Origin of the sequence: Delftia sp. WY8 (assembly GCF_018437695.1) — a bacterium.
GTDB classification, from domain to species: domain Bacteria; phylum Pseudomonadota; class Gammaproteobacteria; order Burkholderiales; family Burkholderiaceae_C; genus Comamonas; species Comamonas tsuruhatensis.
In genome coordinates, this window is sequence record NZ_CP049795.1 from 3,107,217 (window position 1) to 3,132,129 (window position 24,913).

Annotated in this window: 24 protein-coding genes; 11 read left to right on the forward strand and 13 right to left on the reverse strand. The window is 68.2% G+C overall.

The window, feature by feature from the left end:
- Positions 1 to 85 precede the first annotated feature (85 nt).
- Positions 86 to 466 carry an HPF/RaiA family ribosome-associated protein gene (locus G4D77_RS14360; protein ID WP_016449850.1) on the reverse strand — a complete coding sequence of 127 codons (381 nt, stop codon included), beginning with the start codon at positions 464 to 466 and terminating at the stop codon, positions 86 to 88.
- Positions 467 to 837: 371 nt separating this feature from the next.
- Here G4D77_RS14360 and G4D77_RS14365 point away from each other — a divergent pair, with 371 nt between their 5' ends.
- Positions 838 to 1,719: a gamma-glutamyl-gamma-aminobutyrate hydrolase family protein gene (locus G4D77_RS14365; RefSeq protein WP_012202849.1), complete on the forward strand. Its 882-nt coding sequence runs from the start codon at positions 838 to 840 to the stop codon at positions 1,717 to 1,719.
- Here the strand turns inward: G4D77_RS14365 and G4D77_RS14370 are convergent.
- On the reverse strand, positions 1,621 to 2,640 hold the full coding sequence (locus G4D77_RS14370; protein ID WP_154836101.1) for a LysR family transcriptional regulator: 1,020 nt from the start codon (positions 2,638 to 2,640) through the stop codon (positions 1,621 to 1,623). The genes G4D77_RS14365 and G4D77_RS14370 overlap by 99 nt on opposite strands.
- Positions 2,641 to 2,716: 76 nt before the next feature.
- On the opposite strand from G4D77_RS14370, the gene G4D77_RS14375 reads away from it, so the two are divergent.
- Positions 2,717 to 3,058 carry a protocatechuate 4,5-dioxygenase subunit alpha gene (locus G4D77_RS14375; protein WP_154836103.1) on the forward strand — a complete coding sequence of 114 codons (342 nt, stop codon included), beginning with the start codon at positions 2,717 to 2,719 and terminating at the stop codon, positions 3,056 to 3,058.
- Between the two features lie 47 nt (positions 3,059 to 3,105).
- Complete coding sequence (locus G4D77_RS14380) at positions 3,106 to 3,951, forward strand: class III extradiol dioxygenase family protein (RefSeq protein ID WP_016449853.1); 846 nt, start codon at positions 3,106 to 3,108, stop codon at positions 3,949 to 3,951.
- An 84-nt stretch (positions 3,952 to 4,035) separates the two neighbouring features.
- Here G4D77_RS14380 and G4D77_RS14385 read toward each other — a convergent pair whose 3' ends face one another.
- Both G4D77_RS14385 and G4D77_RS14390 read right to left on the reverse strand, forming a co-directional pair.
- Positions 4,036 to 4,506: an FKBP-type peptidyl-prolyl cis-trans isomerase gene (locus tag G4D77_RS14385; protein WP_034399899.1), complete on the reverse strand. Its 471-nt coding sequence runs from the start codon at positions 4,504 to 4,506 to the stop codon at positions 4,036 to 4,038.
- 111 nt (positions 4,507 to 4,617) lie between these two features.
- Positions 4,618 to 5,511, reverse strand: coding sequence for a LysR family transcriptional regulator (locus G4D77_RS14390; RefSeq protein ID WP_154836105.1), 894 nt, complete (start codon positions 5,509 to 5,511; stop codon positions 4,618 to 4,620).
- Positions 5,512 to 5,611: 100 nt separating this feature from the next.
- Between G4D77_RS14390 and G4D77_RS14395 the strand changes: the two genes are divergently transcribed.
- The 3 genes from G4D77_RS14395 to G4D77_RS14405 are packed head-to-tail and all read left to right on the forward strand — an operon-like array spanning position 5,612 to position 8,499.
- Complete coding sequence (locus tag G4D77_RS14395) at positions 5,612 to 6,637, forward strand: Bug family tripartite tricarboxylate transporter substrate binding protein (protein ID WP_213757972.1); 1,026 nt, start codon at positions 5,612 to 5,614, stop codon at positions 6,635 to 6,637.
- A 16-nt stretch (positions 6,638 to 6,653) separates the two neighbouring features.
- Positions 6,654 to 8,030, forward strand: coding sequence for a lyase family protein (locus G4D77_RS14400; RefSeq protein WP_154836110.1), 1,377 nt, complete (start codon positions 6,654 to 6,656; stop codon positions 8,028 to 8,030).
- 16 nt (positions 8,031 to 8,046) lie between these two features.
- Positions 8,047 to 8,499, forward strand: a complete 453-nt coding sequence (locus G4D77_RS14405; protein ID WP_016452075.1) for a carboxymuconolactone decarboxylase family protein — start codon at positions 8,047 to 8,049, stop codon at positions 8,497 to 8,499.
- Positions 8,500 to 8,515: 16 nt separating this feature from the next.
- Here the strand turns inward: G4D77_RS14405 and G4D77_RS14410 are convergent, their stop codons facing one another.
- The 3 genes from G4D77_RS14410 to G4D77_RS14420 all read right to left on the reverse strand — a co-directional run bounded on the left by G4D77_RS14410 (position 8,516) and on the right by G4D77_RS14420 (position 11,137).
- A complete protein-coding gene (locus tag G4D77_RS14410) occupies positions 8,516 to 9,559 on the reverse strand; it encodes a pirin family protein (protein ID WP_154836112.1) in 1,044 nt (347 codons plus the stop codon).
- A gap of 169 nt (positions 9,560 to 9,728) precedes the next feature.
- Positions 9,729 to 10,451 carry a glutathione S-transferase C-terminal domain-containing protein gene (locus G4D77_RS14415; RefSeq protein ID WP_013804547.1) on the reverse strand — a complete coding sequence of 241 codons (723 nt, stop codon included), beginning with the start codon at positions 10,449 to 10,451 and terminating at the stop codon, positions 9,729 to 9,731.
- A gap of 236 nt (positions 10,452 to 10,687) precedes the next feature.
- Positions 10,688 to 11,137: a DUF1439 domain-containing protein gene (locus G4D77_RS14420; RefSeq protein ID WP_223275342.1), complete on the reverse strand. Its 450-nt coding sequence runs from the start codon at positions 11,135 to 11,137 to the stop codon at positions 10,688 to 10,690.
- Between the two features lie 497 nt (positions 11,138 to 11,634).
- Here G4D77_RS14420 and yjjJ point away from each other — a divergent pair, with 497 nt between their 5' ends.
- Positions 11,635 to 12,987: a type II toxin-antitoxin system HipA family toxin YjjJ gene (yjjJ, locus tag G4D77_RS14425; RefSeq protein WP_126311126.1), complete on the forward strand. Its 1,353-nt coding sequence runs from the start codon at positions 11,635 to 11,637 to the stop codon at positions 12,985 to 12,987.
- Between the two features lie 200 nt (positions 12,988 to 13,187).
- Complete coding sequence (locus tag G4D77_RS14430; protein WP_034366891.1) at positions 13,188 to 13,835, forward strand: DUF924 family protein; 648 nt, start codon at positions 13,188 to 13,190, stop codon at positions 13,833 to 13,835.
- A gap of 81 nt (positions 13,836 to 13,916) precedes the next feature.
- On the opposite strand, the gene G4D77_RS14435 is transcribed toward G4D77_RS14430, so the two are convergent.
- The 4 genes from G4D77_RS14435 to G4D77_RS14450 all read right to left on the reverse strand — a co-directional run bounded on the left by G4D77_RS14435 (position 13,917) and on the right by G4D77_RS14450 (position 17,489).
- Positions 13,917 to 15,065, reverse strand: coding sequence for an acyltransferase family protein (locus G4D77_RS14435; RefSeq protein WP_016449864.1), 1,149 nt, complete (start codon positions 15,063 to 15,065; stop codon positions 13,917 to 13,919).
- Positions 15,066 to 15,554: 489 nt separating this feature from the next.
- Entirely contained in the window at positions 15,555 to 16,403 is an 849-nt protein-coding gene (locus G4D77_RS14440; RefSeq protein WP_154836114.1) for a tRNA-uridine aminocarboxypropyltransferase, read from the reverse strand.
- On the reverse strand, positions 16,400 to 17,011 hold the full coding sequence (locus tag G4D77_RS14445) for a class I SAM-dependent DNA methyltransferase (protein WP_016449866.1): 612 nt from the start codon (positions 17,009 to 17,011) through the stop codon (positions 16,400 to 16,402). Before G4D77_RS14445 ends, G4D77_RS14440 begins: the two co-directional genes overlap by 4 nt.
- Positions 17,012 to 17,102: 91 nt before the next feature.
- A complete protein-coding gene (locus tag G4D77_RS14450) occupies positions 17,103 to 17,489 on the reverse strand; it encodes a VOC family protein (RefSeq protein ID WP_154836116.1) in 387 nt (128 codons plus the stop codon).
- A gap of 139 nt (positions 17,490 to 17,628) precedes the next feature.
- Between G4D77_RS14450 and sbcD the strand changes: the two genes are divergently transcribed.
- The 3 genes from sbcD (at position 17,629) to G4D77_RS14465 (ending at position 23,103) form a co-directional block, all read left to right on the forward strand.
- Positions 17,629 to 18,906 carry an exonuclease subunit SbcD gene (sbcD, locus tag G4D77_RS14455; protein WP_154836118.1) on the forward strand — a complete coding sequence of 426 codons (1,278 nt, stop codon included), beginning with the start codon at positions 17,629 to 17,631 and terminating at the stop codon, positions 18,904 to 18,906.
- Positions 18,903 to 22,400: an SbcC/MukB-like Walker B domain-containing protein gene (locus G4D77_RS14460; protein ID WP_154836120.1), complete on the forward strand. Its 3,498-nt coding sequence runs from the start codon at positions 18,903 to 18,905 to the stop codon at positions 22,398 to 22,400. Before sbcD ends, G4D77_RS14460 begins: the two co-directional genes overlap by 4 nt.
- A 94-nt stretch (positions 22,401 to 22,494) precedes the next feature.
- On the forward strand, positions 22,495 to 23,103 hold the full coding sequence (locus G4D77_RS14465) for a hypothetical protein (RefSeq protein ID WP_154836122.1): 609 nt from the start codon (positions 22,495 to 22,497) through the stop codon (positions 23,101 to 23,103).
- A gap of 102 nt (positions 23,104 to 23,205) precedes the next feature.
- Here G4D77_RS14465 and G4D77_RS14470 read toward each other — a convergent pair whose 3' ends face one another.
- A complete protein-coding gene (locus G4D77_RS14470; protein ID WP_154836124.1) occupies positions 23,206 to 23,664 on the reverse strand; it encodes an RDD family protein in 459 nt (152 codons plus the stop codon).
- A 113-nt stretch (positions 23,665 to 23,777) separates the two neighbouring features.
- A complete protein-coding gene (locus G4D77_RS14475) occupies positions 23,778 to 24,842 on the reverse strand; it encodes an asparaginase (RefSeq protein ID WP_154836126.1) in 1,065 nt (354 codons plus the stop codon).
- Positions 24,843 to 24,913 lie beyond the last annotated feature (71 nt).

Below are 24,913 nucleotides of genomic sequence, written 5' to 3' on the forward strand. Positions count from 1 at the left end.
CGCAGTCTTCGCGGCGATCGCCGCCCCAGCAAAAAGGCGCCCCGAAAGGGGCGCCTTGCCGTTGATGTTGCGGGAGTTTCGAGGGTCAGGCCGGGCTGGCCGCATCCACCTCGGTGCCATCTTCCACGCCGCGCACGCTCTCGCGGCCATGCTTGTCCTTGAGCTTGCCCAGATCGGTTTCCACCGCCCGCTTCAGCTTATCGATGGCGGCATTGAAGGCGTCCTTGACCTTCTCGGCCTCGGCGTTCACGGCGATCGGCGGGCGTCCATTGGCCCGGGTCTCCAGAACGCAGCGCTTGCCGGGAGCCCCCGAGGTCTTGAGCGCATCGACACCCGTGAGGAACACCTCCACGCGCACCACATAGTCCTTCAATCTCGCCAGCTTGGCGTTGATTTCTTCCTGCGCCCATTGCGCCAAGGACTCGCCACCCTGGATCGAATCGTCGGCATGAACCTGAACTTGCATGCATATCCTCCTAGTCGCCAAAAGCCGCACCACCGGCGCGGCGGGGTTGTCGGGGCCATTGATGAACTGGCGAAACCATCGTAACGCCATGCGGGCTGCCTGCACAGCAAGTCGCACCCTGCGTCGTCAGGTTTTTCGCACTGCAGCATCCGCAGTCCCCACCCTGCCTACAGGCTACACCCAGAGGGGCGACGCCGGGTTCAGCGCGCTGAAGAAGCTTGAGATGCCTCAAGACAACTCTTGCATTCACCTACACCTATTTGCGGTGATGGCCCTGCGCCGGTCGCGGGCGTTCAACCCCTTCCTACAGGTCGCAGGCACGATTGGGCTTACAACGTGACCATCAGGACTTTCCCCTTGCCCACCACCCCATGAGCCCACTTGCCTCACGCCGCCTCAAGATCGGCCTTTCGGCCTGTTTCTCCCATGCGGACCCGCAGCGTCCGCTTTTCACGGGCAAGACGCTGCAGTACGTGGAGCAATCGATAGCGCACTGGATCATGTCGGCCGGCGCCATGGTGGTGATGGTGCCCTGCCCCACAGGCGAGACCGCACGCGGCGACGTGACGCTGGAGCACTACGCCGAATGGCTGGATGGGGTGGTCATGCACGGCGGCGCCGATGTCTGGCCCGGCAGCTATGGCGAGGAACCCATGCGTCCCGAATGGCTGGGCGACCGCGTGCGCGATCTCTACGACCTGGCCGTGGTCGAGGCGTTTTCCCAGGCCGGCAAGCCCATCTTCGGCGTCTGCCGCGGTCTGCAGCTGATCAACGTGGCCTTCGGCGGAACGCTCTACCAGGACATCGAGACCCAGGTGCCCGGCTCGCAGCTGCACCGCAATCCCACCGAGTACGACCGCCACTACCACGACATCGCCATCGTGCCCGGCAGCCGGCTGGAGGCGCTGTATCCCACGCTGGACCGCGCACGCGTGAACAGCATCCACCACCAGGGCATCAAGGACGTGGCGCCAGAGTTCGATGTCGAAGCCTGGAGCCTGCCCGACCGCATTCCCGAGGCCATCTTCCGCAAGCCCGGCACGCTCAAGAGCTATATCGCGGCCACGCAGTGGCACCCCGAATTCCAGTTCCGCAACCCCGACACCAGCACGCTGGATGACAGCGTGCTGCTGCGCGACTTCCTGGCCGCCTGCTCACGCGCCCGCGTGAGCCCGGCCGTGAGCCACAGCCCCTTCCAGATCCGCAACCGCGCAGCGCGCCTGCTGCGCCGCGCCTTGCTTCGCAGGCATTGACGGCCCGGCGCCGCCAAGCGCCTGCGCCACCACTTGCTGCAACTGCCCGCGCAGCCACGCATGGGCGGGATCGGCCTGGTGGCGCGCGTGCCAGATCATGAACATGGGCAGCGGCGGGCAGTCCACGGGCACCGCAACGCTGGCCAGCGATGACAGGGCCGTGCGGCCCAGCAGCGATGGCGCCGTCGCCAGCAGCGGCGTGCCGCGCACAAAGGCGGCCAGCGCCGCAAAGCCCGGCACGCGCACGGCAAAGCGGCGCTCCAGCCCGCGCGCCTGCAGTTGCAGGTCCAGGTCCAGCGCCTGGCGGTCGGCATAGGCCACGGTGGCGTGGTCGGCCTGCAGATAGTCGGCCAGGCTGGCCGGCGGCTGTCGCACGGCGCTGTCATAGAAGACTGCGTACTCATCGCTGAACAGGCGCTTTTGCACGATGTCCGTGGCATCGGGCGGGCGCGGGCTGATGGCCAGCAGGCAGGCGTCCGAGCGCAGCAGTCCGGCATCGGGCGCGCCGCTGTCGATCACGCGCAGCACCGTCCGGGGCGCGGCTGAGCGCAGGCGCCGGGCCAGTGCGGGCAGCAGCAGCTCGCGCTGCAGGTCGTTGGCGGCAATGGTGATCTCGGCACGCCAGTGCGCGGGGTCAAAGCTGGGCCCCTGGCCGAACTGCTGCATCTGCCGCAGCAGCTCGCGCGCAGGGCCCTGCAGCGCCAGTGCATGGGCCGTGGGCGCAATGCCCCGCCCCTGCCGCACGAACAATCGGTCGCCCGTGATGGCGCGCAGCTTGTCCAGCAGATGGCTGACGGCCGATTGCGTCACGCCCATGCGCTGCGCCGCCGCCGTGACGCTGCCGGTCTCCAGCACGGCCAGCAGCAGTTGCAGCAGCCTGCCATCGAGCTGCGATCCATCGATTTGTCTCATGCATTCCATGATTGGCCGCCGCTTTATCTTTGGCAACGCGGGCCGGACACTGCCGCTGATCCAACGCAAATACCGGAGACAAAACATGGCCGATCAGCCGCAGATTCCCGGCACCACCCTGTTCGACGGCAGGCAGGCCCGCAAGGGCTATGCGCTCAACAGCATGTGCTTTTCCTTCAACGAGCTGACCAACCGCCAGGCCTTCCTGGCCGACGAGGAGGCCTATATGCGCAGCTACGGGCTGAACCAGGAGCAGGCCGATGCCGTGCGCGCGCGCAACGTGCTGCAGATGATCGCGGCAGGCGGCAACGCCTACTACCTGGCCAAGCTGGCCGGCATCTTCCACCTGGACATGCAGGACATAGGCGCCCAGCAGACCGGCATGACCAAGGCCGAATTCCAGGCCCTGCTGCGCTCGCACGCCTGAGCCCCGCCACAGACCATACGCAAGACACAGTACAGGAGACACCCACCATGGCACATCTCATCGGCGGCCTCGGCACCTCGCACATTCCCGCCATCGGCAACGCCATCCACAAGGGCCTGCAGAACGAGCCGTACTGGAAGCCCTTCTTCGACGGCTTTCCGCCCATCCGCGAATGGCTGGCCGCCCAGCGCCCCGACGTGGTGGTGGTGTTCTACAACGACCACGGCCTGAACTTCTTCCTCGACAAGATGCCCACCTTCGCCGTGGGCGCGGCCGAGCGCTACTGCAACGCCGACGAAGGCTGGGGCATTCCCACGCTGGCACCGCTGCGCGGCCACGCGGAGCTGTCATGGCACCTGATCGAGTCCCTGGTGGGGGAGGACTTCGATGTGGTCAGCTGCCAGGAGATGCTGGTGGACCACGCCTGCACGCTGCCGCTCAAGCTGTTCTGGCCCGAGGGCGACTGCCCGGTGGCCGTCGTGCCGGTGTGCATCAATACCGTGCAGTTCCCGCTGCCCTCGGCGCGCCGCTGCTATGCGCTGGGCCAGGCCGTGGGCCGGGCGATTGCGCGCTGGAACAGCGACCAGCGCGTGGCCGTCATTGCCTCAGGGGGCCTGTCGCACCAGCTCGATGGCGAGCGCGCGGGCTTCATCAACAAGGCCTTCGACCTGCAGTTCCTTGAAAGCATGGCCACCAATCCCGAATGGGCCACGCAGTTCAGCGTGCATGAACTCGTGGAAAAGACCGGCACCCAGGGCGTGGAACTGCTGATGTGGCTGGCCATGCGCGGCGCCCTGTCCGCGGCTGCGCCCGGCGTGCGCCGCGTGCACGGCAACTACCACATACCGATCTCCAACACCGCCACGGCGCTGCTGGCGCTGGAGGCGGTCTAGTCGGAAATACAAAGGCCGCCGGCATGCCAGGCGGCCTTTGTGCTCTGCGTAGCCGTGCGGACCGGGTGTACCCGGCCCTGCCTCTCAATGGTGGTGGCCGTGGCCGCCGTGCACGTGGCGGTGCTCGATTTCCTCGGGCTTGGCCGCGCGCACTTCGGTGACCTTGCAGGCAAAGTGCAGCGCCATGCCGGCCAGCGGGTGGTTGCCGTCCAGCAGCACCACGGGGCCCTTGATCTTGACCACGTGGTAGATCTGGGGCTGACCCTGGTCATCCGTGCCGCGCAGCTGGCCGCCGACCTTCACGCCGGGCGGGAACTCGCCCTTGGGGATGGTGCGGGTCAGGCTCTCGTCGCGCGCGCCGAAGGCGTCTTCCACGGCCAGGTCCACGGTCAGCGTGTCGCCCACGGCCTTGCCGTCCAGGGCGGCTTCCACCTTGGCGAAGATGTTGTCGTAGCCGCCATGCAGATAGGCCACATCGCCCTTGTCGAGCAGCTTGCCCAGCTTGTCGGTGATCTTGTAGTTGATGGTGACGGCGGTGTCTTTGGTGATGTTCATGGCAAAGGCCTTGGAAAACCGCAGCGCAAAAGGCGCGCCGCGCAAAGCCGCCATTGTCGGCGACCTGGGGCATTCCAGCGTCGGGACCGGGGGTTCACCGGCTGCCCAGCCTCAGCCCAGGCACTCGCGCGCGCATTCGAGCAGGCTGCGCGCCCAGCGCGCGCGGGCCGAGGTGTTCAGCCACAGCAGGCCGACCTTGCGCGCGTCGGCAGGCCGGGGGCCCTCGCCGCCGGCCTGATCGGGCAGCGCCAGCACGCGCACGTCGCGGCCCTGGGAGAGCACGGGGCCGATGTCGGGCACCAGGCCCACGCCCAGCCCTTGGTCCACCATCATGGCCACCGCCAGCACCGAGTTCAGCTCCATGCGCTCCAGCGGCGCAATGCCCTGGGAGCGCAGATAGCGGTCGGCCAGCCGGCCACCGGCCAGGGAGCGGTCGTAGCGCACCAGGGGCCGGGTGCGCAGCAGGGCCAGCGGGTCCTGCTGCGCGTCGCGAGCACGGCACAGCACGACCAATGGCTCCTGGCGCAGCTCGGCCCAGCACACGGTCTTGGGCAGGTCGAACGAGGGTTGCAGGCAGATCAGCACGTCCAGCTCGGACTGGACCAGGGCCGTGTACAGCTCGGGCGTGAGGCCGGCGCGCACGCTGATGCGCACCTCGGCGTGGCGCGCCACGAAGGCCCGCATCACGGCGGGCACAAAGCCGTGCAGCGCCGTGTTCACGGTGCCCAGCCGCAGCTCGCCGCCGTCCGCGTCCGAGGCCACCCATTCGCGCAAGCCCTCGAAGTCCTGCAGCAGCTGGCGGCCGCGCTCGAACAGCCGCTCGCCCGCCTCGGTGGCGCGCACGCTGCGGCCATGGCGCACCAGCAGCGGCGCACCCAGCTCGCCTTCCAGTACGCGCATCTGCTGGGCAATGGCCGAGGGGCTCAGATCCAGTTGGCGAGCGGCTTCGGACATGGAGCCGGCGTCCACCACTCTCAAGAAATTGTGTATGTATCTCACGTCCATTTCACACATTTTCTTGAATCACAACGCAGATGCAACTGCTGTTTTCCCAGGCTGCGCTGCACCACACTGCGTGACAACGACTATTCCAGGAGACAGACGCATGGATTCCCGGCCCACCGCTCAAACCTCTCAAACCGCTCAAGCCTCTCAGACCTCTTTGCCGCGCCGGATGTGGCTGTCCACCGCCGCCGCCGCGCTGGCCGCCTATGCGCTGCCGGCCTGGGCCCAAAAGCGCGGCAGCCGCCTGGTGGTGCCGTTTGCGCCGGGCGGCGGCAACGATGTGTTCGCGCGGCAGATGGCGCATGGCCTCAACGAGTCCTTCGGCTACGGGATGATCGTGGAGAACAAGGCCGGCGCGGGCGGCAATCTGGGCACGGAAGCCGTGGTGCGTGCGGCCGGCGACGGCAGCACCTGGCTGCTGGGCCATACGGGCACGGTGTCCATCAATCCCTCGCTGTATCCGGGCCTCAAGTTCAATGCGGCCACCGATCTGCAGCCGGTGGCCATGTTCGCCTCGTCGGCCCTGCTGCTGGTGGTGCCGGCTTCCTCGCCCGTGCGCAGCGTGGCCGATCTGGCCGAGCAGATGCGCAAGCGCAGCGGCGAGATGAACTACGCCTCCAGCGGCTCGGGCACGGGCGGCCACCTGACGGGCGAGATGTTCGCCCACGCGCTGGGCGCCAAGGCCATCCATGTGCCGTACAAAGGCACGGCCCCGTCGCTGACCGACCTGGTGGGCGGCAATGTGGACTTCAGCTTTGGCGTGATTCCCGCGGCCATGGCCCTGGTGAAGGCCGGCAAGCTGCGCGCCCTGGCCGTGACTGGCGCCAAACGCCAGCCCCAGCTGCCCGACGTGCCCACGGTGGCCGAGTCCGGCGTGCGTGCGCTGGCCGACTTCGAGAGCTCGCTGACCTACGGCATCCTCGCGCCCAGGGGCACGCCTGCCGAGACGGTGCGCGCGCTGGGGCGCGACATCCTCAAGGTGGCGTCTGCCGAGTCCTTCCAGTCGCGCCTGGGCATCGAGGGCGCCGTGCCGCTGCTGGGCGATGGTGCGCAGTACGCGGCCCGCATCCAGGTGGAGAGCGCCAAGTGGGCCGCCGTGATCAAGGCCTCGGGCGCCACGGCCTGAGACCGGCAAGGACAGCATGTCATTGGTGAAGGACTATCTGGGCCCGGCCGACAGCGGCCAATGGTTTGCAGACGCGCGCTGGCTGGACGCGCTGCTGCGCTTCGAGAGCGCGCTGGCCCAAGCCCAGGCCGACTGCGGCCTGGTGCCGCGCCCGGCCGCCGAGGCCATAGCGCGCGCCTGCGCGCAGGCGCCGCTCACGTGCGAAGGCGTGGTGAAGCAGGCACGCGCCAGCGGCGCGCTGGGCCTGGCCGTGGTGCGGCCGCTGCAGCAGTGGCTGCAGGCCCACGCCCCCGAAGGCTTGCCCTGGCTGCACTGGGGCGCGACCACGCAGGACGCCGTGGACACGGCGCAGGCCCTGCTCACACAGCAGGCCCTGCAGGCGCTGCTGGCCGAGCTGGACGCGCTGCAGTCCGCACTGCAGGCCCTGGCCCGCACGCACGCGGCCACGCCCATGCTGGCGCGCAGCCTGCTGCAGCCCGCGCAGATCACCAGCTTCGGATTCAAGTGCGCGCAGTCGGCTGCCGCCGTGGGCCGCAGCATCGAACAGTTTGAAAGGCTTGCCACCGCTGCGCTGTGCGTGCAATTGGGCGGCGCCGTGGGCAATGGCGCGGTGCTGGGAAGCCACCGTGCCGAGGTGGAGCAGGCACTGGCCCGGCGCCTGGGCCTGTCGGCCTGCGGCCGCAGCTGGCATACGCAGCGTGACGACTGGATGCGCCTGGCCATGGAAGCGGCTGTGTGCGGCGGCAGCCTGGCCAAGCTGGCCCGGGACTGGTCGCTGATGGCGCAGTACGAGGTGGGCGAGATCGCCGAGGCGCCGCGCGGCAGCACCTCCAGCGCCATGCCGCACAAGCGCAATCCCGTGCACCTGATGCAGGCGGTGGCACAGGCCCAGGCCATCCCCCAACTCGCGGCCCTGCTGCTGGGCTGCATGGCCCAGGCCCATGAACGCGCGCTGGGCGAGTGGCAGGCCGAGGTCGCGCACTGGCCCGACCTGTGGCGCCATGTGCATGGCGCCGCCGCCGCATTGCGCCAGGCCGCGCAGTCGCTGCAGGTGCTTCCGCAGCGCATGCTGGGCCATGTGCGGGGCCTGCACGGACTGGTGTTTTCAGAGGCCTGCGTGCACGCCATGGCGCCCTGGACAGGCAAGCCCGAGGCCCTGGCCGCCGTGGAGCTGCTGGCCCCGCAGGCGCTGGAGCAGGGGCGCGAGCTGCGCCTGCTGCTGGCCGAATGGGCCGCGCCCCGGCTGGACGCAGCAGCCCTGCAAGCGCTGCAAGATGCGCTGGCCCGGGCCTGCGACCCGGCACGCGCCGTGCAGGCATCGCATGATGCGTGCCTGGCGCTGCTGGCAGCGCCGCAGACCCACGCCCACGCCAATGCCCATTCCCATGCCTGACACAGGAACCCCCGCCATGACCGAACCTTCCGCCGACGCCCTGCAGCGCGGCCTTGCCAACCGCCGCCGCGTGCTGGGTGATGAATGGGTGGACCAATCCGTGGCGCGCGCCAACGAACTGAATGTGGAGTTCCAGCGCATGATCACGGCCTATGCCTGGGACGGCATCTGGAGCCGCCCCGGCCTGGAGCGCCGCACGCGCCGCATCATGGTGCTGGCCATCACGGCCTCCATGGGCCGCTGGGAAGAGTTCGAGCTGCACATCCGCACAGGGCTGCTGGCCGACCCGGCCGATGCCGAGGCCGCGCCGCTGGACCTGGACACCATCCGCGAAGTGCTGCTGCAGACCGCCGTCTATGCCGGCGTGCCCGCAGGCAACACCGGCATGGCCATCACGCTGAAGATCCTCAAGGAGCTGGGGCGCACGCCCGCGCCGGCCAGCTTTCATCCACCCTCAGACACGGCCTGACGCGGCCTGACCGGACTCAGGCGGCCGGCGGCTGTTCCTCGGCCGCAGCGCCCGGGTAGCGCGCAAAGCGCCGGTTCTCTGCGCCATGCACCGGGTCCTGCTCGGCCCAGGGCCATCCGCCGAACTGGGTGCGCCGGTAGTCCTGCATGGCCTGCATGATTTCCTGCTGCGTGTTCATCACGAAGGGGCCGTACTGCGCCACGCTCTCGCCAATGGGGCGGCCTTGCAGCACCAGGCATTCCACGGCGTCGGCGCCGCTGTTGTGCAGCTCCCAGTCCTGCGTGGCATCCACATGCAGGGCCGCATGCTGTGCCAGCGCCGTGGGCCCGACCTGCAGTGCCTGGCCTGCAAAGAAATACAGCATGCGTTGCGTGTCCGCACCGGCTGCGCGCGGCAGCGTCCAGCGTGCGCCGGGCTCCAGGCGCAGCGTCCAGATGGCCACGTCGCCCTCGGGTTGCGAGGCCCAGGATTCGGGCGGCGGAGGCAGGGCGGCCGCCGTGCCGGGCAGGCTGCCTGCGACCACGGTGACCACGGTCCTGCGGCCTGCGGCGTCTGCGTGCTCCAGGCGCGGGATGCGCTCATTCCAGAACATGGTGAAGTGCGGCGCCACCATCTTGGAGCGCGCAGGCAGGTTCAGCCAGATCTGGAACAGCTCCAGCGGATTGGGCGCGTCGCTGTTGAGCAGCGGGAACATCTCCGAATGCTGGATTCCCTTGCCGGCCGTCAGCCACTGCACGTCGCCGCCGCCAAAGCGCGCGGCCGCGCCCAGCGAATCGGAATGGTCGATCAGGCCCTTGCGCACCAGGGTCACGGTCTCGAAGCCGCGGTGCGGGTGGCCGGGAAAGCCGGGCACGCCATCGCCGTGGTACATCGAAAACCCGTTCTTGCGGCTGAAGTCGCTGCCCATCTGGCGGCCTTCCAGGTCCACGGCCCGCACGCCCAGGCGGCCATCGCCGGGCGGATAGGCATCGTCATGGTGGGCGCAGAACAGGAAGGGGTCCATGGTGGGCCACAGCGGGCCCAGCGGCTGGCTCTGGAGGATGGGGGTGGTTGCGGTCATCGTGGCGGCTCCTGCGAGGCTTGCAGCGGCATGAGGAAAGGGGACGCTGCATTCTCGGATACATGCGGCCCGAGCGCCCGCTTTGAAAGCCACCATGGCTGGAACAGTGCGGCCCAGGAATGCAACGCCGGACCGCCTCTGCCGGCGGGCGCATGCACCCACTCAGTTCTCAGTTGCGCGGCGGCGTCACCAGGCCCTTTTGCACGGCCGGGCGCGCCACGAAGGCGGCCAGCACGCGCTGCAGCTCTGGAAAGCGCTCCCAGCCCAGCAGTTCGGCCGCGTTGTAGCCCTGCTCCACCACCATGTTGCGCACCCAGGGCCACAGGGCGATGTCGGCAATGGTGAACTGCTCGCCCATCACCCAGGCGCGGCCTGCGAGGCGGCGCTCCAGCACACCCAGCAGGCGCACGGACTCGTTCACGTAGCGGTCGCGCGGGCGCTTGTCCTCGAAGTCCTTGCCCGCGAATTTGTGGAAGAACCCCAGCTGGCCGAACATGGGGCCGACGCCACCCATCTGGAACATCAGCCACTGCAGCGTTTCATAGCGCGCGGCCGGGTCGGCGGGCAGCAGCGGGCTGCCGGACTTCTCGGCCAGGTAGACCAGGATGGCGCCCGACTCGAACAGCGCCAGCGGCTTTCCGCCCGGACCCTGCGGGTCCAGGATGGCCGGGATCTTGTTGTTGGGAAAGGTGTCCACGAACTCGGGCGAGAGCTGGTCATTGCTCTCGAAGCCCACGCGGTGCGCCTCATACGGCAGGCCCATCTCCTCCAGAGCGATCGACACCTTGACGCCGTTGGGCGTGGGCAGGGAATACAGCTGGATGCGGTCCGGCTGCGTGGCCGGCCACTTGCGCGTGACGGAAAAGGCGGAAAGCGGATTCTGTGGAGTCATGGGGCACCTTGAAGGCTGGACGGGTTCGCCAAGAAATCGATGGCCGCTGCATCGTAGCGTTCGGCGCCCAGCCATGCTTGGCACGCCAAATAATGGCGGCCCGACCCTGCCGCCGGGTCATGACCACCCACGCAGATTGCATGGCCAGTCTCCGCGCTCGCCGCCATGCACCGGCTACCGAGGCGCTCGGATGGAGGCGCACGGCTGAACCGAGCACCGCCCGCACGGCGCAGCTCTCAGCGCGGCGCGACGGGCTTCTGGACCAGGGCCACGCTCAGGCCGTCCGGCGTCACCGTGATGGCGCCGGGCTCCATGTTCAGAGAGTCCATCAGGGCCAGGTCCTTGTCCTGCAGCTGGTAGAGCACGAGCTGGCCCAGCGCCTGCTCGGCCAGGGCGCTGGCGTAGGTGGTGATCATGTCGCTCATGGCGGGGGCCAGGTCGTTGATGACCAGGCTGTTGACCTTGATCTGGTGGGCGCGCAGCGTGCGGTCCGTGGGCTCGTAGCGCAGCGCGAAGTCCAGGTTCAGATGGCCGCCATAGGCTTGCTTGAGCACGGGTCCCGACAGATCGGCCTGCAACACCGCATTGAGCGCGTTGCGCTCGGGCAGCAATCCCAGCACCGGCGAATGCAGCTTGAGCTGCAGCATGCCGGCCACGGGGAATTGCCGTGGAAAGCGCTGGGCCACCACCTCCTGCAGCCTTTGCCGCGAAATCGAGACATTTCCAGGCCCGGACTTTCCCGAACATCCGGTCGCAGCCAAGCTGCAGCCCGCGGCCAGGACCATCAACAAAAAGCGGCGATTCATCACGACAGCACAAGCCCCAGAAAGCCCGACACGAAACCCTGAAGCGCCATGCATGCCATACGCATGGCGCTATGTTTTTTGAGATCGGCATTGTCCCGCCAGGGGCTATTCCCTGTCCCTGCAGTGGGTGTTGCCCGGCACCTGCGCGAAGGCGCTTCACAGCGAGCGCCCATCAGACATAGGCAGTACCGCCACCCGTACGGAAACATCACCCAATCCTTCTGGCCGGCCCTCCCGCCCGCCCAGCTTTGCCGCGGCCTTGGGCACGGCCCTCCACCGGCGCATGAATCTATTCATATATTCATTCATTGATTTGCATAAATCATTGATTTTCAATAAATTATCCCCTATTTTTATTCATTCATGAAATGATTCCCATGGCCTTGGAAGACCTCTCCACCCAGGTACTGGCGGCACTGCGCCGCCAGGGCGGTGCGCTGGCGGCGCGCGAGCTGCAGCAGATGCTGGGCGTGAGCCAGCCCACCGTGTCGCGCGCGCTGGCGCCGCTGATCCGGTCGGGCCAGGTGCGCAAGGTGGGTGCGGCGCGCACGCAGCGCTATGTGCTGCCGCGCCAGGTGACGGGCGTGGGCGCCGAGGTGGCCATCATGCGCGTGGATACCGAAGGCCACGCATCGCCCTTCGGCCGCATGATCGCGCTGCACGGCGGCGGCTTCTGGGTGGACGAGGCCGATGGCCTCAGCGAGCAGCACGACGGCCTGCCCTGGTTCCTGGACGACATGCGGCCCCAGGGCTTCATCGGCCGCACGTTTGCGCACAGCCATCCCGAACTGCAGTTGGGCGGCGACCCGCGCCAATGGGGCGAGGACGACGTGCTGCGCGCCCTGGCCCGCTTCGGCGAGGACCTGCCGGGCAACCTCATCGTGGGCGAAGCCGCGTTCGAGCGCTTCCACACCCTGCCCGCCCGCGCGCTGCGCGCCGAGTCGCCGGCCGAGTATCCGCGCCTGGCCATGCAGGCCATGCAGGGCACGCATCCGGGCTCGTCGGCGGGCGGCGAGCAGCCCAAGTTCTGCTGCACCACGGCCGGGCGCAGCGTCATCGTCAAGTTCTCCCCGGCAGGCGACGCCCCGGCCGAGCAGCGCATACGCGACCTGCTGGTCTGCGAGCATCTGGCGCTGCAGACCCTGGCCGAAGACGGCCTGCCCGCCGCGCGCACGCGGCTGTTCATTGATGGCGGCCGGGCCTTTCTCGAATCGGAGCGCTTCGATCGCAGCCAGCCCGAGCCGGGCTGCGCACCGCCGCCGGACCGCAACCCCGGACGCATAGGCATGGTCTCCCTGCAGGTGCTCAATGCCCAGTACGTGGGCGAGGTGGACAACTGGGCCGCCACGGCCAGCCGCCTGGCGGCGCGTGGCCTCATCACCGAGACCGATGCGCGCAGCCTGCGCCTGCTCGAGGCCTACGGCCAACTCATCGCCAACACCGACCGGCACTACGGCAACATCTCCTTCGTGCTGCCGCAGCCGCAGGGCGACTGGGCGCTGTCGCCCACCTACGACATGCTGCCCATGCTCTACATGCCCATCAATGGCGAGATCGTGGAGCGCGACTTCAGCGCCCAGCCCCCGCGCCCCACGGCCGCCACGCTGGCCGAATGGCCGCGCGCCCAGGCACTGGCGCGGCGCTTCTGGCGGGCCGTGGCGCAGGATGCGCGCATCTCCGGGGAATTCCGTAGTATTGCCGAAAGCAATCTTGATGCCCTTGCCGCTTGATTTTCAAGCACCTCCAATGGAATCAATGACACCACCTGTTGATAACCAATAGAAATCCTCTTGAAAAATCTGTGCATATTGGCTGGAAAAACCTCTGCGCAAACTGTTATCCATCTGCGGAGAACCGGCCATCCACAGCCTCGGCCCGCCACCGCCTGCACAATCGAAGCTTTCCTCATCCGACCAGACACGGGCCCCCGATGACCAGCATTGCACCCTCCTCCGCCGCAGACCCCCGCATTGCCGACGTGCTCGGCTACTGGCTGGGCTCCACCCGCCCCGACAATGCAAGCGCCCTGGCCTGCAAGAACCTGTGGTTCATCAAGTCCGAGGCCACCGACAACCAGATCCGCGAGCGCTTCGGTGCCCTGGTCGAAGACGCGCTGGCCGGCCGACTCGACGCCTGGGCCGGCACGGCGCTGGGCAGGCTGGCGCTGATCGTGCTGCTGGACCAGTTCACGCGCAACCTGTTCCGGGGCACGGCGCGCAGCTTTGCGGGCGACCCGCAGGCGCTGCAGCTGGCGCTGGACGGCATCGCCCAGGGCCATGACCGGCATGCCGACCTGCCCGCCGTGGCCCGCATCTTCTGCTACCTGCCGCTGGAGCATGCCGAGGACCTGGCCCTGCAGGACCGCAGCGTGGCCGCCTTCCAGGCACTGGCCGACCAGGCCGGTGACACTGGCGGCGAGGGCGTGCGCGAGTTCCTGGCCGGCACGCTGGACTACGCCCACCGGCACCGCGACGTCATCGTGCGCTATGGCCGCTTTCCGCACCGCAATGCCATCCTGGGCCGCACCAGCACGCCCGAGGAACTGCAGTACCTGTCCCAGCCCGGCGCAGGGTTCTGAGAGCGCAGCGGATCTCCTTCACCCACAAAAAAAGGGAACGTGCCAACGTTCCCTTTTTTGCTTTCGGCGCCCTGCCGGCATTCAGGCCGGCTGCGCCTGCGGCTGGCGCTCGCCGCCCTTGCGCTCGCCATCACGCATGCGCAGCGCCCAGCGCTCGATGGTGTAGAAGGACAGCGCCGACAGCACCACCGAGATCGCCAGGCCCAGCACCACGACCACGGGCCACGAGAAGTCGGCGCGCAGATAGCGCACCACCGGGTAGTGCCAGAGATAGACGCCATAGGACAGGCGTCCCAGCTTCACCAGCATGGGCGACGACAGCATGTCGTAGACCAGGCCCGAGCCCTGGCTCACCGCCACCAGCAGCACAACGGCCGCGCACTCCACCACGGTGATGCCCCAGACCATGGCGTCCTGGTTGTCCCATTGCAGCGCCATCAACAGCGGCACGGCCAGCGGCACCCACATGGCGTGGTGCATGCGCGCCTTCAGCGCAGCGATGAAGTCCGGGCGCTCGATCATCAGCGCCGCCAGCAGCGCACCGGCGAACAGGCCCGAGGCGCGGGTGTCGAAGCGGAAGAAGATCTCATAGAAGTGCTGACCCTGGTCCACCCAGTACACGCGCCACAGCCAGCTCAGCGCCCACAGCAGGGCAATGGGGCGCCACAGGCGGCCCGGCTTGGAAAAGCGCAGCAGCAGCACCAGCAGCGGCGGCCAGATCAGGTAGAAGTGCTCCTCCACCGACAGCGACCACATGTGCAGCAGCGTGTCCGGGCTGTCGAAGAAGGCGATGCCGTAGTCGGCCAGATAGAGGATGGAGACCAGCGCATCGGAGTAGATGTCGTTCAGGTCCGGCCACAGCATGGGCGCGAAGATGCAGTACGCGGCCAGAAACAGGGCCAGCGCCGGCATCAGGCGGAAGAAGCGGCGGCGGTAAAAGCGCCAGAAGCCGATGCGGCCCTCGGAATCGTTCTCCATCAGCAGCAGCGAAGTGATCAGATAGCCGCTGAGCACGAAAAACAGGTCGACCCCGAAGAACGCGCCATCAAACAGAGGCGCATGGGAGTGCGACAAGATCACCAACAGGATCGCCACGCCCCGCAGCCCGTCAAGGGCGGGGTTGTAGCGCAGTTTGAAATCCTTGACCACCAAAACCGGACACCTTTCCAACGCCGGAGCAATGGGCCCCGAGCCATGAACAAACCCCAAGAAAATGGAGCACGCGGCCATGGCGCAGCCGGCCCCGAAGGGTGCAACGCATGGTCCAGCGCGATAAGAGAGACGGCACGTCCCAAGGTTCCCGGCGGATGCGGTGAACAGCAATCCGCGTGCCGCGGTGCGCCCTGAGGATGCGGGCCACCTCGACGGGCAGCCCTGCGTGCACGAACAAGCCCCGCTTGAGCGGGGCCAGGCCGATGAATTTCAGCGAAATCCAATTCTAGCCATCACCGCCCGGGGACGAGGTTCGATGGACATTCAGCCCGGGATCCTATGCCCCCGCCCTGCCGTCCACTCGCCTTTCTTCGCACGCCGCGAGTATGGGAGGCGCCCTGCAGCCAGAACGTAACAGGAGGTTTGTGCTGGCGCCGCTGCACCCTGGCCCATTCCACCCCGTGAAGCCGCCGGCGCACACCGGGCAGGGGCGATGGATGTGCCGTCAACAATTTGGAACAAAACGACGCCAATCCCAATGAACACAAGCATTCACCGCTATCGTTTTTATTCTTCAGGCGTACAGCGGGATGAGACGGCGTCCTGCAGACCCCGGTGCGCGGCACTGTCTGCCTGAACCGGCTGCTGGCTCTTGGCGCGCAGATAGTGCTCGGTGAACAGCGCCAGGTAGCTCTCCAGCGCGCGGCCCGCGCGCCGGTCGCCCGCATCGCCCGTCAGCTCCAGGCACAGGGCGGCCACCTCGCTGGTGCAGAAGTGGTCTTCGCGCTGGGAGCGGCGCAGGCGGTACTGCGAGACCTGATCCGGGTGCAGGCTCAGCACCGGAAAGCGGTCCAGGTAAGGGCTCTTGCGGAACATCTTGCGCGCCTCGGGCCAGGTCGCATCCAGCAGGATGAACAGCGGGCGCCGCTCCTGGCCCGGCACGACCGCGGCCTGGGGCACCGGCAGCGTGTGCACCACGCGCTGCGGCGGCTGTACGAACTCACCGGGAAACACCACATAGGGCTGCCACTGCGGATCGGCAAGCAGCGCCAGCAGGCCCGCATCGGCCTCGGTGCGCGCCCAGCCGAAGGCGTGCGTCTGCTCCACCACATCGGCGATCAGCCAGCCCGTGTTGCTGGGCTTGAGCGGCTCTGCATCGTGCATCAGCAGGCAAAAGCCTGCCCGCGTCGGCAGCATGGGCCGCAGCGCGCAGATGCAGTGCGAAGGCCGCAGCCGGCAACCCTCGCAGCGCTCGCCGCGCGGCCCGCCGCGCGACAGGAACGGCCGCGTGCTGCGCGCCAGCCGCTGCGTGCGCAGGCGCGACACCGCATGCGGCGCCACGCCCGAATCCACGCCACGCAAATAGGACAGGGGCACCGGAGACGCCGGAGCCTGGTCAGGCAGCTCCATGCTCATCCCACGCTTTCCAGCTCGAACAGCGGCAGCTCGGCGCGGCGGCTCAGCCACACGCCGCCGCCCAGTTCCTTGAAATGCTCGGCCAGCCCGCGCCGGTACAGATCGGCCCGGTGGCGGAACAGGCGCGGATCGGTCAGATCCTCATCGATCACGCCGCGTTCGTAATCCTCGCGCGCCACTGCCTCCACATACAGACCGCCTCGGCTCAACCGCCCCAGATTGGCCAGCGCGCGCTTGAGATCCGGCGGGCTCAGATAGGGCAGCACGCCCTGGCAGATCACCAGATCGAAGGGCTCTGCAGGATCATGCGCCGCATAGTCCACCACCGAGCCGCGCTCCCAACCGAAGCGTCCGCACAGGTACTCGCTGAACTCCACGCCGTGGTAGCTGGCACCGGGGAAGTGGCGCTGCACCGCCTCGCGCCACAGACCGATACCACAGCCCACATCCAGCACGCGGCGCACCGGCACCCGCACATAGTTCAGATAGGAACACACGAAAGCGCCCAGCCGGTTCACATGCTCGGTGTCGACCACGCTGGTCTTCTTGTCGAAGTAGTAGCGCTGGTAGTACGCCTCGTCGAACCACTGGTCACTTGCTGATTGCACGCATTCTCCTTGGGGGGTGAGCGCCCGGTGGGCGCGTTCGGGCGGGAGTATGGCGCAGAGGGGTTTGTATATGCCGGGATGCGGTATTCGCTCAGGCCTTCGGCGGCCGATGCAACAGACACAGCTTGTTGCCATCCAGATCCCGCACATAGGCCAAGTACAGCCGGCCACCGGGCGAAGCCTCGCGCCAGCCGGGCGGGTCCTCGCAGGTCACGCCGCCGGCTGCCACGGCGGCAGCATGGGCCGCGTCGGCCTGCTCGGGCGACTGCGTCGCAAAGCCGATGGTCGCGCCATTGCCGTGGCAGGCAGCCTCGCCGTTGATCGGTGTGGAAATGGCAAACGTGCCGCCCGCGCTGCGGTAGAAATAGCGGTTCTTGTTGGCCATGCCCGGCGCAACGCCGAGCGCGCCCAGGAATGCGTCGTAGAACTGCTTGGATTTTTCGAGGTCGTTGACCCCGACCATGACGTGGCTGAACATGCCTGTGTCTCCTTGGTTGATGCGAACCGGGATGTTAGCTGCGGCACGCCGTCCTGCTGTCACCCATGCGCGCCAGCGACCATACTGTCGCCCCCGCCACAGCCGGCGGACATTGCACCGATATCGCGATACCGAAACCATGCGCCTTCTTCACACTTCCGACTGGCACCTGGGCCAGCACTTCATGGGCAAGAGCCGCCAGGCCGAGCACGCTGCGCTCATCGACTGGCTGCTGGAGCAGGTCGATGCCCAGGCGGTGGATGCCGTGCTGATCGCAGGCGATATCTTCGACACCGGCGCGCCGCCCAGCTATGCGCGCGAGCTGTACAGCCAGCTGGTGGTGCGCCTGCATGCGGCGGGCGTGGCCCTGTTGCTGCTGGGCGGCAACCACGACTCCGTGGCCACGCTGGCAGAGAACCGCGAGCTGCTGGCCTGCCTGGACACCACCGTGGTTGCCGCCGTGGGCGAGACGGCCAGCCACGTGGTCGAGCTGCCGCTGCGGCGCCGGCCGGGGCAGCCGGCCGCGCCCGGCTGCATCGTCTGCGCCTTGCCCTTCATGCGCCCGCGCGACCTGGTGCTGAGCCAGCCCGGCCAAAGCGCCGAGCAAAAGCAGCAGGCGCTGCAGGCCGCCATCGAGTCCTGCTACCGCAGCGTGCACGACGCCGCCATGGCGCGCCGTGACGCGCTGGCCGCCGCATCCGGTCAGCGCCTGCCCATCATCGCCACGGGCCATCTCACCACCGTGGGCGCCAGCAGCAGCGAGTCCGTGCGAGAGATCTACGTGGGATCGCTGGATGCCTTCCCCACCTCGGCCTTTCCGCCCGCCGACTACGTGGCCCTGGGCCACATCCACCAGCCGCAGAAAGTGGGCGGCCTGGAGCACATCCGCTACAGCGGCTCACCCATTGCGCTGAGCTTTGACGAGGCCCGCCAGTCCAAGCAGATGCTGCTGGTGGACCTGGGCCCCGAAGGGCTGCAGGCCGTCACGCCGCTGCCCGTTCCCTGCTTTCAGCCCATGGCCTCGGTGGCAGGCAGCCTGGCCGCCTTGCCGGATCTGATGCGCGCCACCGCCCAGGCCGGCAGCCCTGCACGGCCCGTGTGGCTGGAAGTGGTGGTGGAGCAGGACGACTACCTGCCCCAGCTCAGCGACCGCGTGCAGGCCCTGGCCGATGAGCTGCCGGTGGAGCTGCTGCGCGTGCGGCGCCAGCGCGGCCGGGCGGTGGCCGGCATGGCCGCCGCCGCCGGCGAGTCGCTGCACGAGATCAGCCCCGCCGACGTCTTCGAGCGCCGCCTGGCGCTGGAAACACTGGAGCCCGGCCTGGCCCAGGCACTCACCCGGCGCTACCAGGAAGTGGTGGCCGGGCTTGATGCGCCCCAGCCAGGCGCCGGCGAACACGGCGAGGAGGCCCGCGCATGAAGATCCTTACGCTGCGGCTCAAGAACCTCAACTCGCTCAAGGGCGAATGGCGCATCGACTTCACGCAGGCGCCGTTCGCGGGCAACGGCCTGTTCGCCATCACCGGGGCCACGGGCGCGGGCAAGTCCACCCTGCTCGATGCCATCTGCCTGGCGCTGTACCACCAGACACCCAGGCTGAACAACATCTCGGCATCGGCCAACGACCTCATGACGCGCCACACGGCCGACTGTCTGGCCGAGGTCGAATTCGAGGTCAAGGGGCAGGTCTACCGCGCCTTCTGGAGCCAGCGCCGCGCACGCGACAGGCTCGATGGCGCACTGCAGGCGCCCAAGGTGGAACTGGCCCGGGGCGACGGCAGCATCCTCAGCAGCCAGACGCGCGACAAGCTGGAGCAGACCGCCGCCATCACGGGCCTGGACTTCGATCGCTTCACCAAGTCCATGCTGCTGGCCCAGGGCGGCTTTGCGGCTTTTCTGCAAGCCAATGCCAATGAGCGCGCCGGCCTGCTGGAAGAGCTGACAGGCACCGAGATCTACGGCCTCATCTCGCAGAAAGTCTTCGAACGCGCCCGCGATGCGCGCCAGCGCCTGGACCAGCTCAAGGCCCAGGCCGATGGCGTGGAGTTGCTGACGCCCGAGGCGCGCGATGCCCTGCAGGCCCAGGCCGACAGCCTGGTGACGGAGCAGGCCACGCTGCAGGCCGACTACCTGCGCACCCAGGCCCAGCACCAATGGCAGCAGCAACTGGCCCAGGCCACCCAGACACTGCAGGCCGCCCGCACCGGCTGCGCAGACGCCGCCCAGGCACTGGAGCAGGCCGCGCCCGAACTGGAAAGACTGGCCAACGACGAGCCTGCTCAAGCACTGCAGCCGCTGCACCAGGCCTGGCAGCGCAGCGCCGCCGCCTGCGATGAAAGCCGCCAGCAACTGCAGCAACTGCGGGAGCACGAACAGCAAACCCAGGCCCGGCTGCTGCTGCAGCACCGCCATGCCCAGGCCCTGTCCGCCCGCCTGGCCCAGGCCGCGCAAGACACCCTGGCCCGCCAGCAGGCCGAGCACCAAACGCTGGAACAGTTCTGCACCCACCATGCCGCCCATGCCCTGCTGGGCGAGCGACTGGGCAGCTGGCGCCAGCAGTTCAAGCTGCGCGCCAGCCAGCAACAGCAGGCTGCCCACCAGCAGCAGGCCCTGCGCAAGCTGGATGCCGAACAGGCCCGCATGGCGCAAAGCGCCGAAGCCGGCGCGGCCCAGGTCCAGGCCTCCACCGACGCCCAGGCCCGCGCCAGCGCCGCACTCCAGCACGCGCAGGACGAACAGGCGCAGCGCCTTCAAGGCAGCGGCGGCATGGCCGAGCTGCGCGCGCGCGAGCAGGCAGAGCAGGACCGCCTGCACCTGTGGCGCCAGGCAGAAACCCAGGCCGCGCAGCGCCGCGAACTTGCGCGCCAGCAAGCTGCGCTGGAGCAGGAATTGCGCGATGGAGAGGCACAGGCGCGGGCGCAGGACACATCGCTGCAAGCCCTGCGGCAGCAGTACAAGAGCGTCAAGGAACAGGTCGCGGACAAGCAGACCCTGCTCCTGCAGGAGCAGCGCATCCAAAGCCTGTCCGAGCACCGCCACGCCCTGCAGCCCGGCCAGCCCTGCCCGCTGTGCGGCGCGCACGAGCACCCGGCCGTGGCCGCCTACGAAGCGCTGGACGCCTCGGCCACCGAAGCCGCGCTGCGCCGCAAGCAGGATGAACTCGACGCCCTGCAAACCCAGGGCGAAACCGCCCGCGCCACGCTGGCCGCCACCACGGCCGCGCAGGCTGCGCGCCAGCGCCAGGCCGACGAACTGGAACAGGACATCGCACGCTGGCACGACACATGGAACGACACATGGCAGGGCCTCGCGCAACCCCTGCAACTCGCGCCAGACAGTTGGCAACAGGCCGACACCCTCGCCGCATCGGCCCAGGCCTGCGCCCGCCAGCTGGACACGCTCAAGCGCGCCGTGCAGGCCGCCGAGCAAGGCGAGCAGGCCGTGCAACAGGCCAAGGACGCCGCCCAGCACAGCCGCCAGTCACTGCAGACCGCGCAAGGCCAGCTTGCGCTGCAGCAGCAGGCCCTGGCCGACCACAGCGCACGCCGCGAAGAACTGCAGCAATCCATCGCCGGCCTGCAGGCCGAAGCCCAGGCGCTGAACGCGCAGTTGCAGGCTTCACTCGGCGAGGCCGGCCACACGGTGCCCGACGACGCCCAGCCCTGGCTTGAAGCGCGCGAAGCCGAATGGCAGCACTGGCAACAGGCGCGGCACGACCTGCAGCAACTGGCCCAATCCATGGCCTTGCAGCGCAAGGAATGCGAGGCTGCCGAGGCCGATGCGCAGCGCTGGAAAAAACAGTGGGAAACACAGTGGAAAACACAGTGGCAGGCGCAGAGAACGGCGCAGCACCATCCCGCCGATACGGCTGTGGCAGAGCCGCCTTCCCTGCCCTTGCCGCCCGTGGAACAGCTGCCGCAGGCCCTGGCCGAATGCGCCAGCGACATCGCCGCTCTCACGCGGCAGCAGGATGCCCTGCAAGGCCAGCAGCAACAGGCCCAGGCCACGCTGGCCCGCCAGCGCGAGGAAGCGGCCCAGGCCGAATCCGCATGGCAGGCCGCCCTGGCCGCCAGCCCCTTTGCCGACGAACCCACCTACCTGCAGGCCCTGCTGCCCGCACCCGAACGCCAGCGCTTGGTCGCGCTGCGCCAGCAACTGCAGGCGGCACAACAGCGCGCTGCCACCCTGCTCGAAGCCGCACAGCGCGAGCACGCGCAACTGCAGGCCCAGGCCCTGACCGAGGCGGCGCCCGAAGAAATCCAGGCCCGCCTGCAAACGCTGGAGGAACGCCGCAACGCACTCAGCGAACAACTGGGCGGCGTCCGCACCCAGCTGGCCGACGACCAGCGCCGCCGCCAGGGCCAGCAGGCCCTGTTCGAGCGCATTGCGGCCCAGGCCAGCGACAGCGAGCTGTGGCAGCACCTGGACGGCCTCATCGGCTCGGCCAAGGGGGACAAATACCGGCGCTTTGCCCAAGGCCTCACGCTGGACCACCTGCTGCACCTGGCCAACCTCCACCTGTCGCGCCTGCACGGCCGCTACCTGCTGCGCCGCAAGCCCGAGGGCGAGCTGGAACTGGACATCGTCGACAGCTGGCAGGGCGACACCCCGCGCGACACGCGCACGCTATCGGGCGGCGAGGCCTTCCTCGTCAGCCTGGCCCTGGCACTGGCCCTATCGGACCTGGTCAGCCACAAGACCTCCATCGACTCCCTGTTCCTCGACGAAGGCTTTGGCACGCTCGATGCCGACACGCTGGAGATCGCGCTTGACGCACTCGACCGGCTCAACGACAGCGGCAAGATGATCGGCATCATCAGCCACGTAGAGGCGCTCAAGGAGCGCATCGCCGTGCAGGTGCGGGTGGAGAAAGGCGGTGGCGTGGGGCATTCGAGGCTGGTGGTTTCTTCGTGATGCGGAACTGTCACCAAACTGCCGCCCAACGCCTGCACCATCCTGCGGGCGCGGCCTGCCTGGCCGCCGTTCACTCCTTTTCAAGGACCTCTCCATGCAAGTGCGCTTTCCCAATCCCTTCGGCCTGGCCCTGCCCGACGCCCAGGCGGTGCGCGAATACCAGGCCGAGCAAGGCTTCTCCGACGCCTACGCGCAGTTCCTGATCACGCAGAACGGCCTGGACTTCGACCGGCTCGAAGCGGCGCCCGACCGCGAGGACTACCTGCAGGCCGACGACGAGACCGGCGACAACCACGCCTGGCTGCGCACCCTGCACCACTTCCGCGCAGGCTCGGAGCACTGCGACGTGGAGGACCACCAGCGCGAGAACCTGTTTGCCGCGCACTTCATGGTCATTGGCCATGACCCCGGCGGCAACCCCTTCGTGGAAGTGCTGCACGGCGCCTTCAAGGGCCGCATCGGCAGCCTGGACCATGAGCTGTTTGCGGGCTGCGAGGACCTGGAGCAGTTCCTCGAAGAAATGGAACTGAGCGGCTTTTCCGCCGCCAGCGTGGACGAGCAGACCGACATGCTTTGCGACGAAGACCAGGGCCTGATCTGGTTCCACGCCAGCAGCATGGACAGCTTCTTGCAGCAATGCGTGTTCTGCGACGAGGACGGCTCGGGCTTCGTGGTGGACGAGCCGGGGCTGGACGAGGATTGAGCCACGGGGCGGGCCTTGCCCGCAACCTGGCAGACAGCCAGAAGGCGTTGAAGCAGGCCGAGGCACAAACGGCCAGCGCGCTGGAGCAGTGCGATATGGATATCAGTGGAACTTCACCGGCTGCACCCCCCGGTGCTTGGTCCTGACCACCACGGTGCCCGCAATCTTGTCGTGCCAGCCCTGCTTGCGCGGGTCAAAGGCCACCCAGATCAGCCCCAGACACAGCGGGATGATGGACACGAAATAGGCCAGGTAGCGAATGATGGCCTGCCGTGTGCTCATGTCCGCGCCGGTCTGCGCGTCCACGATCCTGGCGGCGATGAGCATCTTGCCCGGCGTGGCCTGTTTCTTGATCCAGAAGATGACGACGGCAATGGCAGGCAGCACCCAGGAGATGACGAAATCGGCCGGGCCGTGCAACAGTTTTTCGGACTCCAGGTATTCCCATCCGTAGATGGAGATCAGGGCCGGCAGCATGAGCACGAGCAGGATCACGGTGTCGATCAGCGCGGCGCCGGTGCGGGCCCAGAAGCCTACGTATTCGAGATCGTCATCCTGCATGGTGCGCCCTGGTTGGCATATGGGGCTGCCAGTGTGCCACCTCGGTGCCCCGCCAGAAATGCCGCGCAAGGCCAGGGCCCGCGCGGCAGGGTTGCGGCGGCCTGTCGGTCGAACTATCGATCAAATACCGCCTGCAGGTCCTTCTGCCCCGTCACGCCGGACTGCAGCGCCAGCATCAGCAGGATCCGCGCCTTGGGCGCGCGCAGGTCGTCGGCCATGACGGCGCCGGCCTCGAACGAGGTCTTGCCGCCGCCCTCGAAGCCGTAGCTGGGCATGACGCGGCCGTTGTGCACGCGCGTGCTGACGACCACGGGCACGTTCTCGCCGATGGCGTACTTGGCGGCATCGAGCATGGCGACGTTCATGTTGCCCATGCCCAGGGCGTCGATGACGATGCCCTTGACGCCCCGGTCCACCGCCTGGCGCACGGCCTGGCCGTTGGCGCCGCCGTACATGGGGAAGATTTCCACCTCGGGCATGGTCTGCGCCTGGATGGGCAGGTGCTGGCGGCGCGCGGGGGCGGAGGCGAAGCTGACGCGGTCCGGGTAGACCTCGCCCAGAAAGCCGAATTCACCCGAGCGGAAGGTCTCCACGTTGGCCGTGTGTGTCTTGGTAACGTAGCGCGCGGCGTTGATCTGGTTGTTCATGGCCAGCATGGCGCCCTTGTCGCGCGCCTTGGGGTCCACGGCGATGCGCACGGCGTTGAGCAGGTTGCGCGGGCCGTCGAAGTCGGACACCGAGGCATTGCGCTGCGCGCCGATGAGCACGACGGGCTTGGACGACTGCACGGTCAGGTCCAGCCAGAAGGCGGTTTCCTCCAGCGTGTCCGTGCCGTGCGAGACGATGGCGCCAGCCACCTCAGGGCGGGCCAGCGCGGCCTGTACGGCCTGGGTAAGCTGCACCCAGCGGGCCGGGTCCATGTAGTCGGAGGGCACGTTGGACAGGTTGTTGACCTGGATGCGCGCGTACTTGCCCACGTCGGGCACGGTGGCCAGCAGGTCGTCGCCCGAGATCGCGGGCACGGGCGCGTTCTTGACCGGGTCGATCTTCATGGCAATGGTGCCGCCCGTGGCAATGAACTGGACCACGGGCTTGTCCTGGGCGGCGGCGCTGGTAGCAATCATGGGCAGGGTGCAGGCAGTGAGCAGGGCGAGGGCGGTGCGGCGGAAGGCTTTCACGGGTGTTGTCTCCTTGTTGTGATGTCAAGGAGCATGCTAACCATGGCGTGCGGCCGGCCCGCGCTGCCGGC

Coding starts and splice junctions, on each gene's coding strand:
- G4D77_RS14415 (WP_013804547.1), bottom strand. CDS start 10,451: ATGACTCCACAGAATCCGCTTTCCGCCTTTTCCGTCACGCGCAAGTGG.
- G4D77_RS14390 (WP_154836105.1), bottom strand. CDS start 5,511: ATGGACGTGAGATACATACACAATTTCTTGAGAGTGGTGGACGCCGGC.
- G4D77_RS14460 (WP_154836120.1), top strand. CDS start 18,903: ATGAAGATCCTTACGCTGCGGCTCAAGAACCTCAACTCGCTCAAGGGC.
- G4D77_RS14405 (WP_016452075.1), top strand. CDS start 8,047: ATGACCGAACCTTCCGCCGACGCCCTGCAGCGCGGCCTTGCCAACCGC.
- sbcD (WP_154836118.1), top strand. CDS start 17,629: ATGCGCCTTCTTCACACTTCCGACTGGCACCTGGGCCAGCACTTCATG.
- G4D77_RS14380 (WP_016449853.1), top strand. CDS start 3,106: ATGGCACATCTCATCGGCGGCCTCGGCACCTCGCACATTCCCGCCATC.
- G4D77_RS14385 (WP_034399899.1), bottom strand. CDS start 4,506: ATGAACATCACCAAAGACACCGCCGTCACCATCAACTACAAGATCACC.
- G4D77_RS14440 (WP_154836114.1), bottom strand. CDS start 16,403: ATGAGCATGGAGCTGCCTGACCAGGCTCCGGCGTCTCCGGTGCCCCTG.
- G4D77_RS14465 (WP_154836122.1), top strand. CDS start 22,495: ATGCAAGTGCGCTTTCCCAATCCCTTCGGCCTGGCCCTGCCCGACGCC.
- G4D77_RS14370 (WP_154836101.1), bottom strand. CDS start 2,640: ATGGAATGCATGAGACAAATCGATGGATCGCAGCTCGATGGCAGGCTG.
- G4D77_RS14365 (WP_012202849.1), top strand. CDS start 838: ATGAGCCCACTTGCCTCACGCCGCCTCAAGATCGGCCTTTCGGCCTGT.
- G4D77_RS14435 (WP_016449864.1), bottom strand. CDS start 15,065: ATGGCCGCGTGCTCCATTTTCTTGGGGTTTGTTCATGGCTCGGGGCCC.
- G4D77_RS14450 (WP_154836116.1), bottom strand. CDS start 17,489: ATGTTCAGCCACGTCATGGTCGGGGTCAACGACCTCGAAAAATCCAAG.
- G4D77_RS14375 (WP_154836103.1), top strand. CDS start 2,717: ATGGCCGATCAGCCGCAGATTCCCGGCACCACCCTGTTCGACGGCAGG.
- G4D77_RS14400 (WP_154836110.1), top strand. CDS start 6,654: ATGTCATTGGTGAAGGACTATCTGGGCCCGGCCGACAGCGGCCAATGG.
- G4D77_RS14430 (WP_034366891.1), top strand. CDS start 13,188: ATGACCAGCATTGCACCCTCCTCCGCCGCAGACCCCCGCATTGCCGAC.
- G4D77_RS14410 (WP_154836112.1), bottom strand. CDS start 9,559: ATGACCGCAACCACCCCCATCCTCCAGAGCCAGCCGCTGGGCCCGCTG.
- yjjJ (WP_126311126.1), top strand. CDS start 11,635: ATGGCCTTGGAAGACCTCTCCACCCAGGTACTGGCGGCACTGCGCCGC.
- G4D77_RS14470 (WP_154836124.1), bottom strand. CDS start 23,664: ATGCAGGATGACGATCTCGAATACGTAGGCTTCTGGGCCCGCACCGGC.
- G4D77_RS14395 (WP_213757972.1), top strand. CDS start 5,612: ATGGATTCCCGGCCCACCGCTCAAACCTCTCAAACCGCTCAAGCCTCT.
- G4D77_RS14360 (WP_016449850.1), bottom strand. CDS start 466: ATGCAAGTTCAGGTTCATGCCGACGATTCGATCCAGGGTGGCGAGTCC.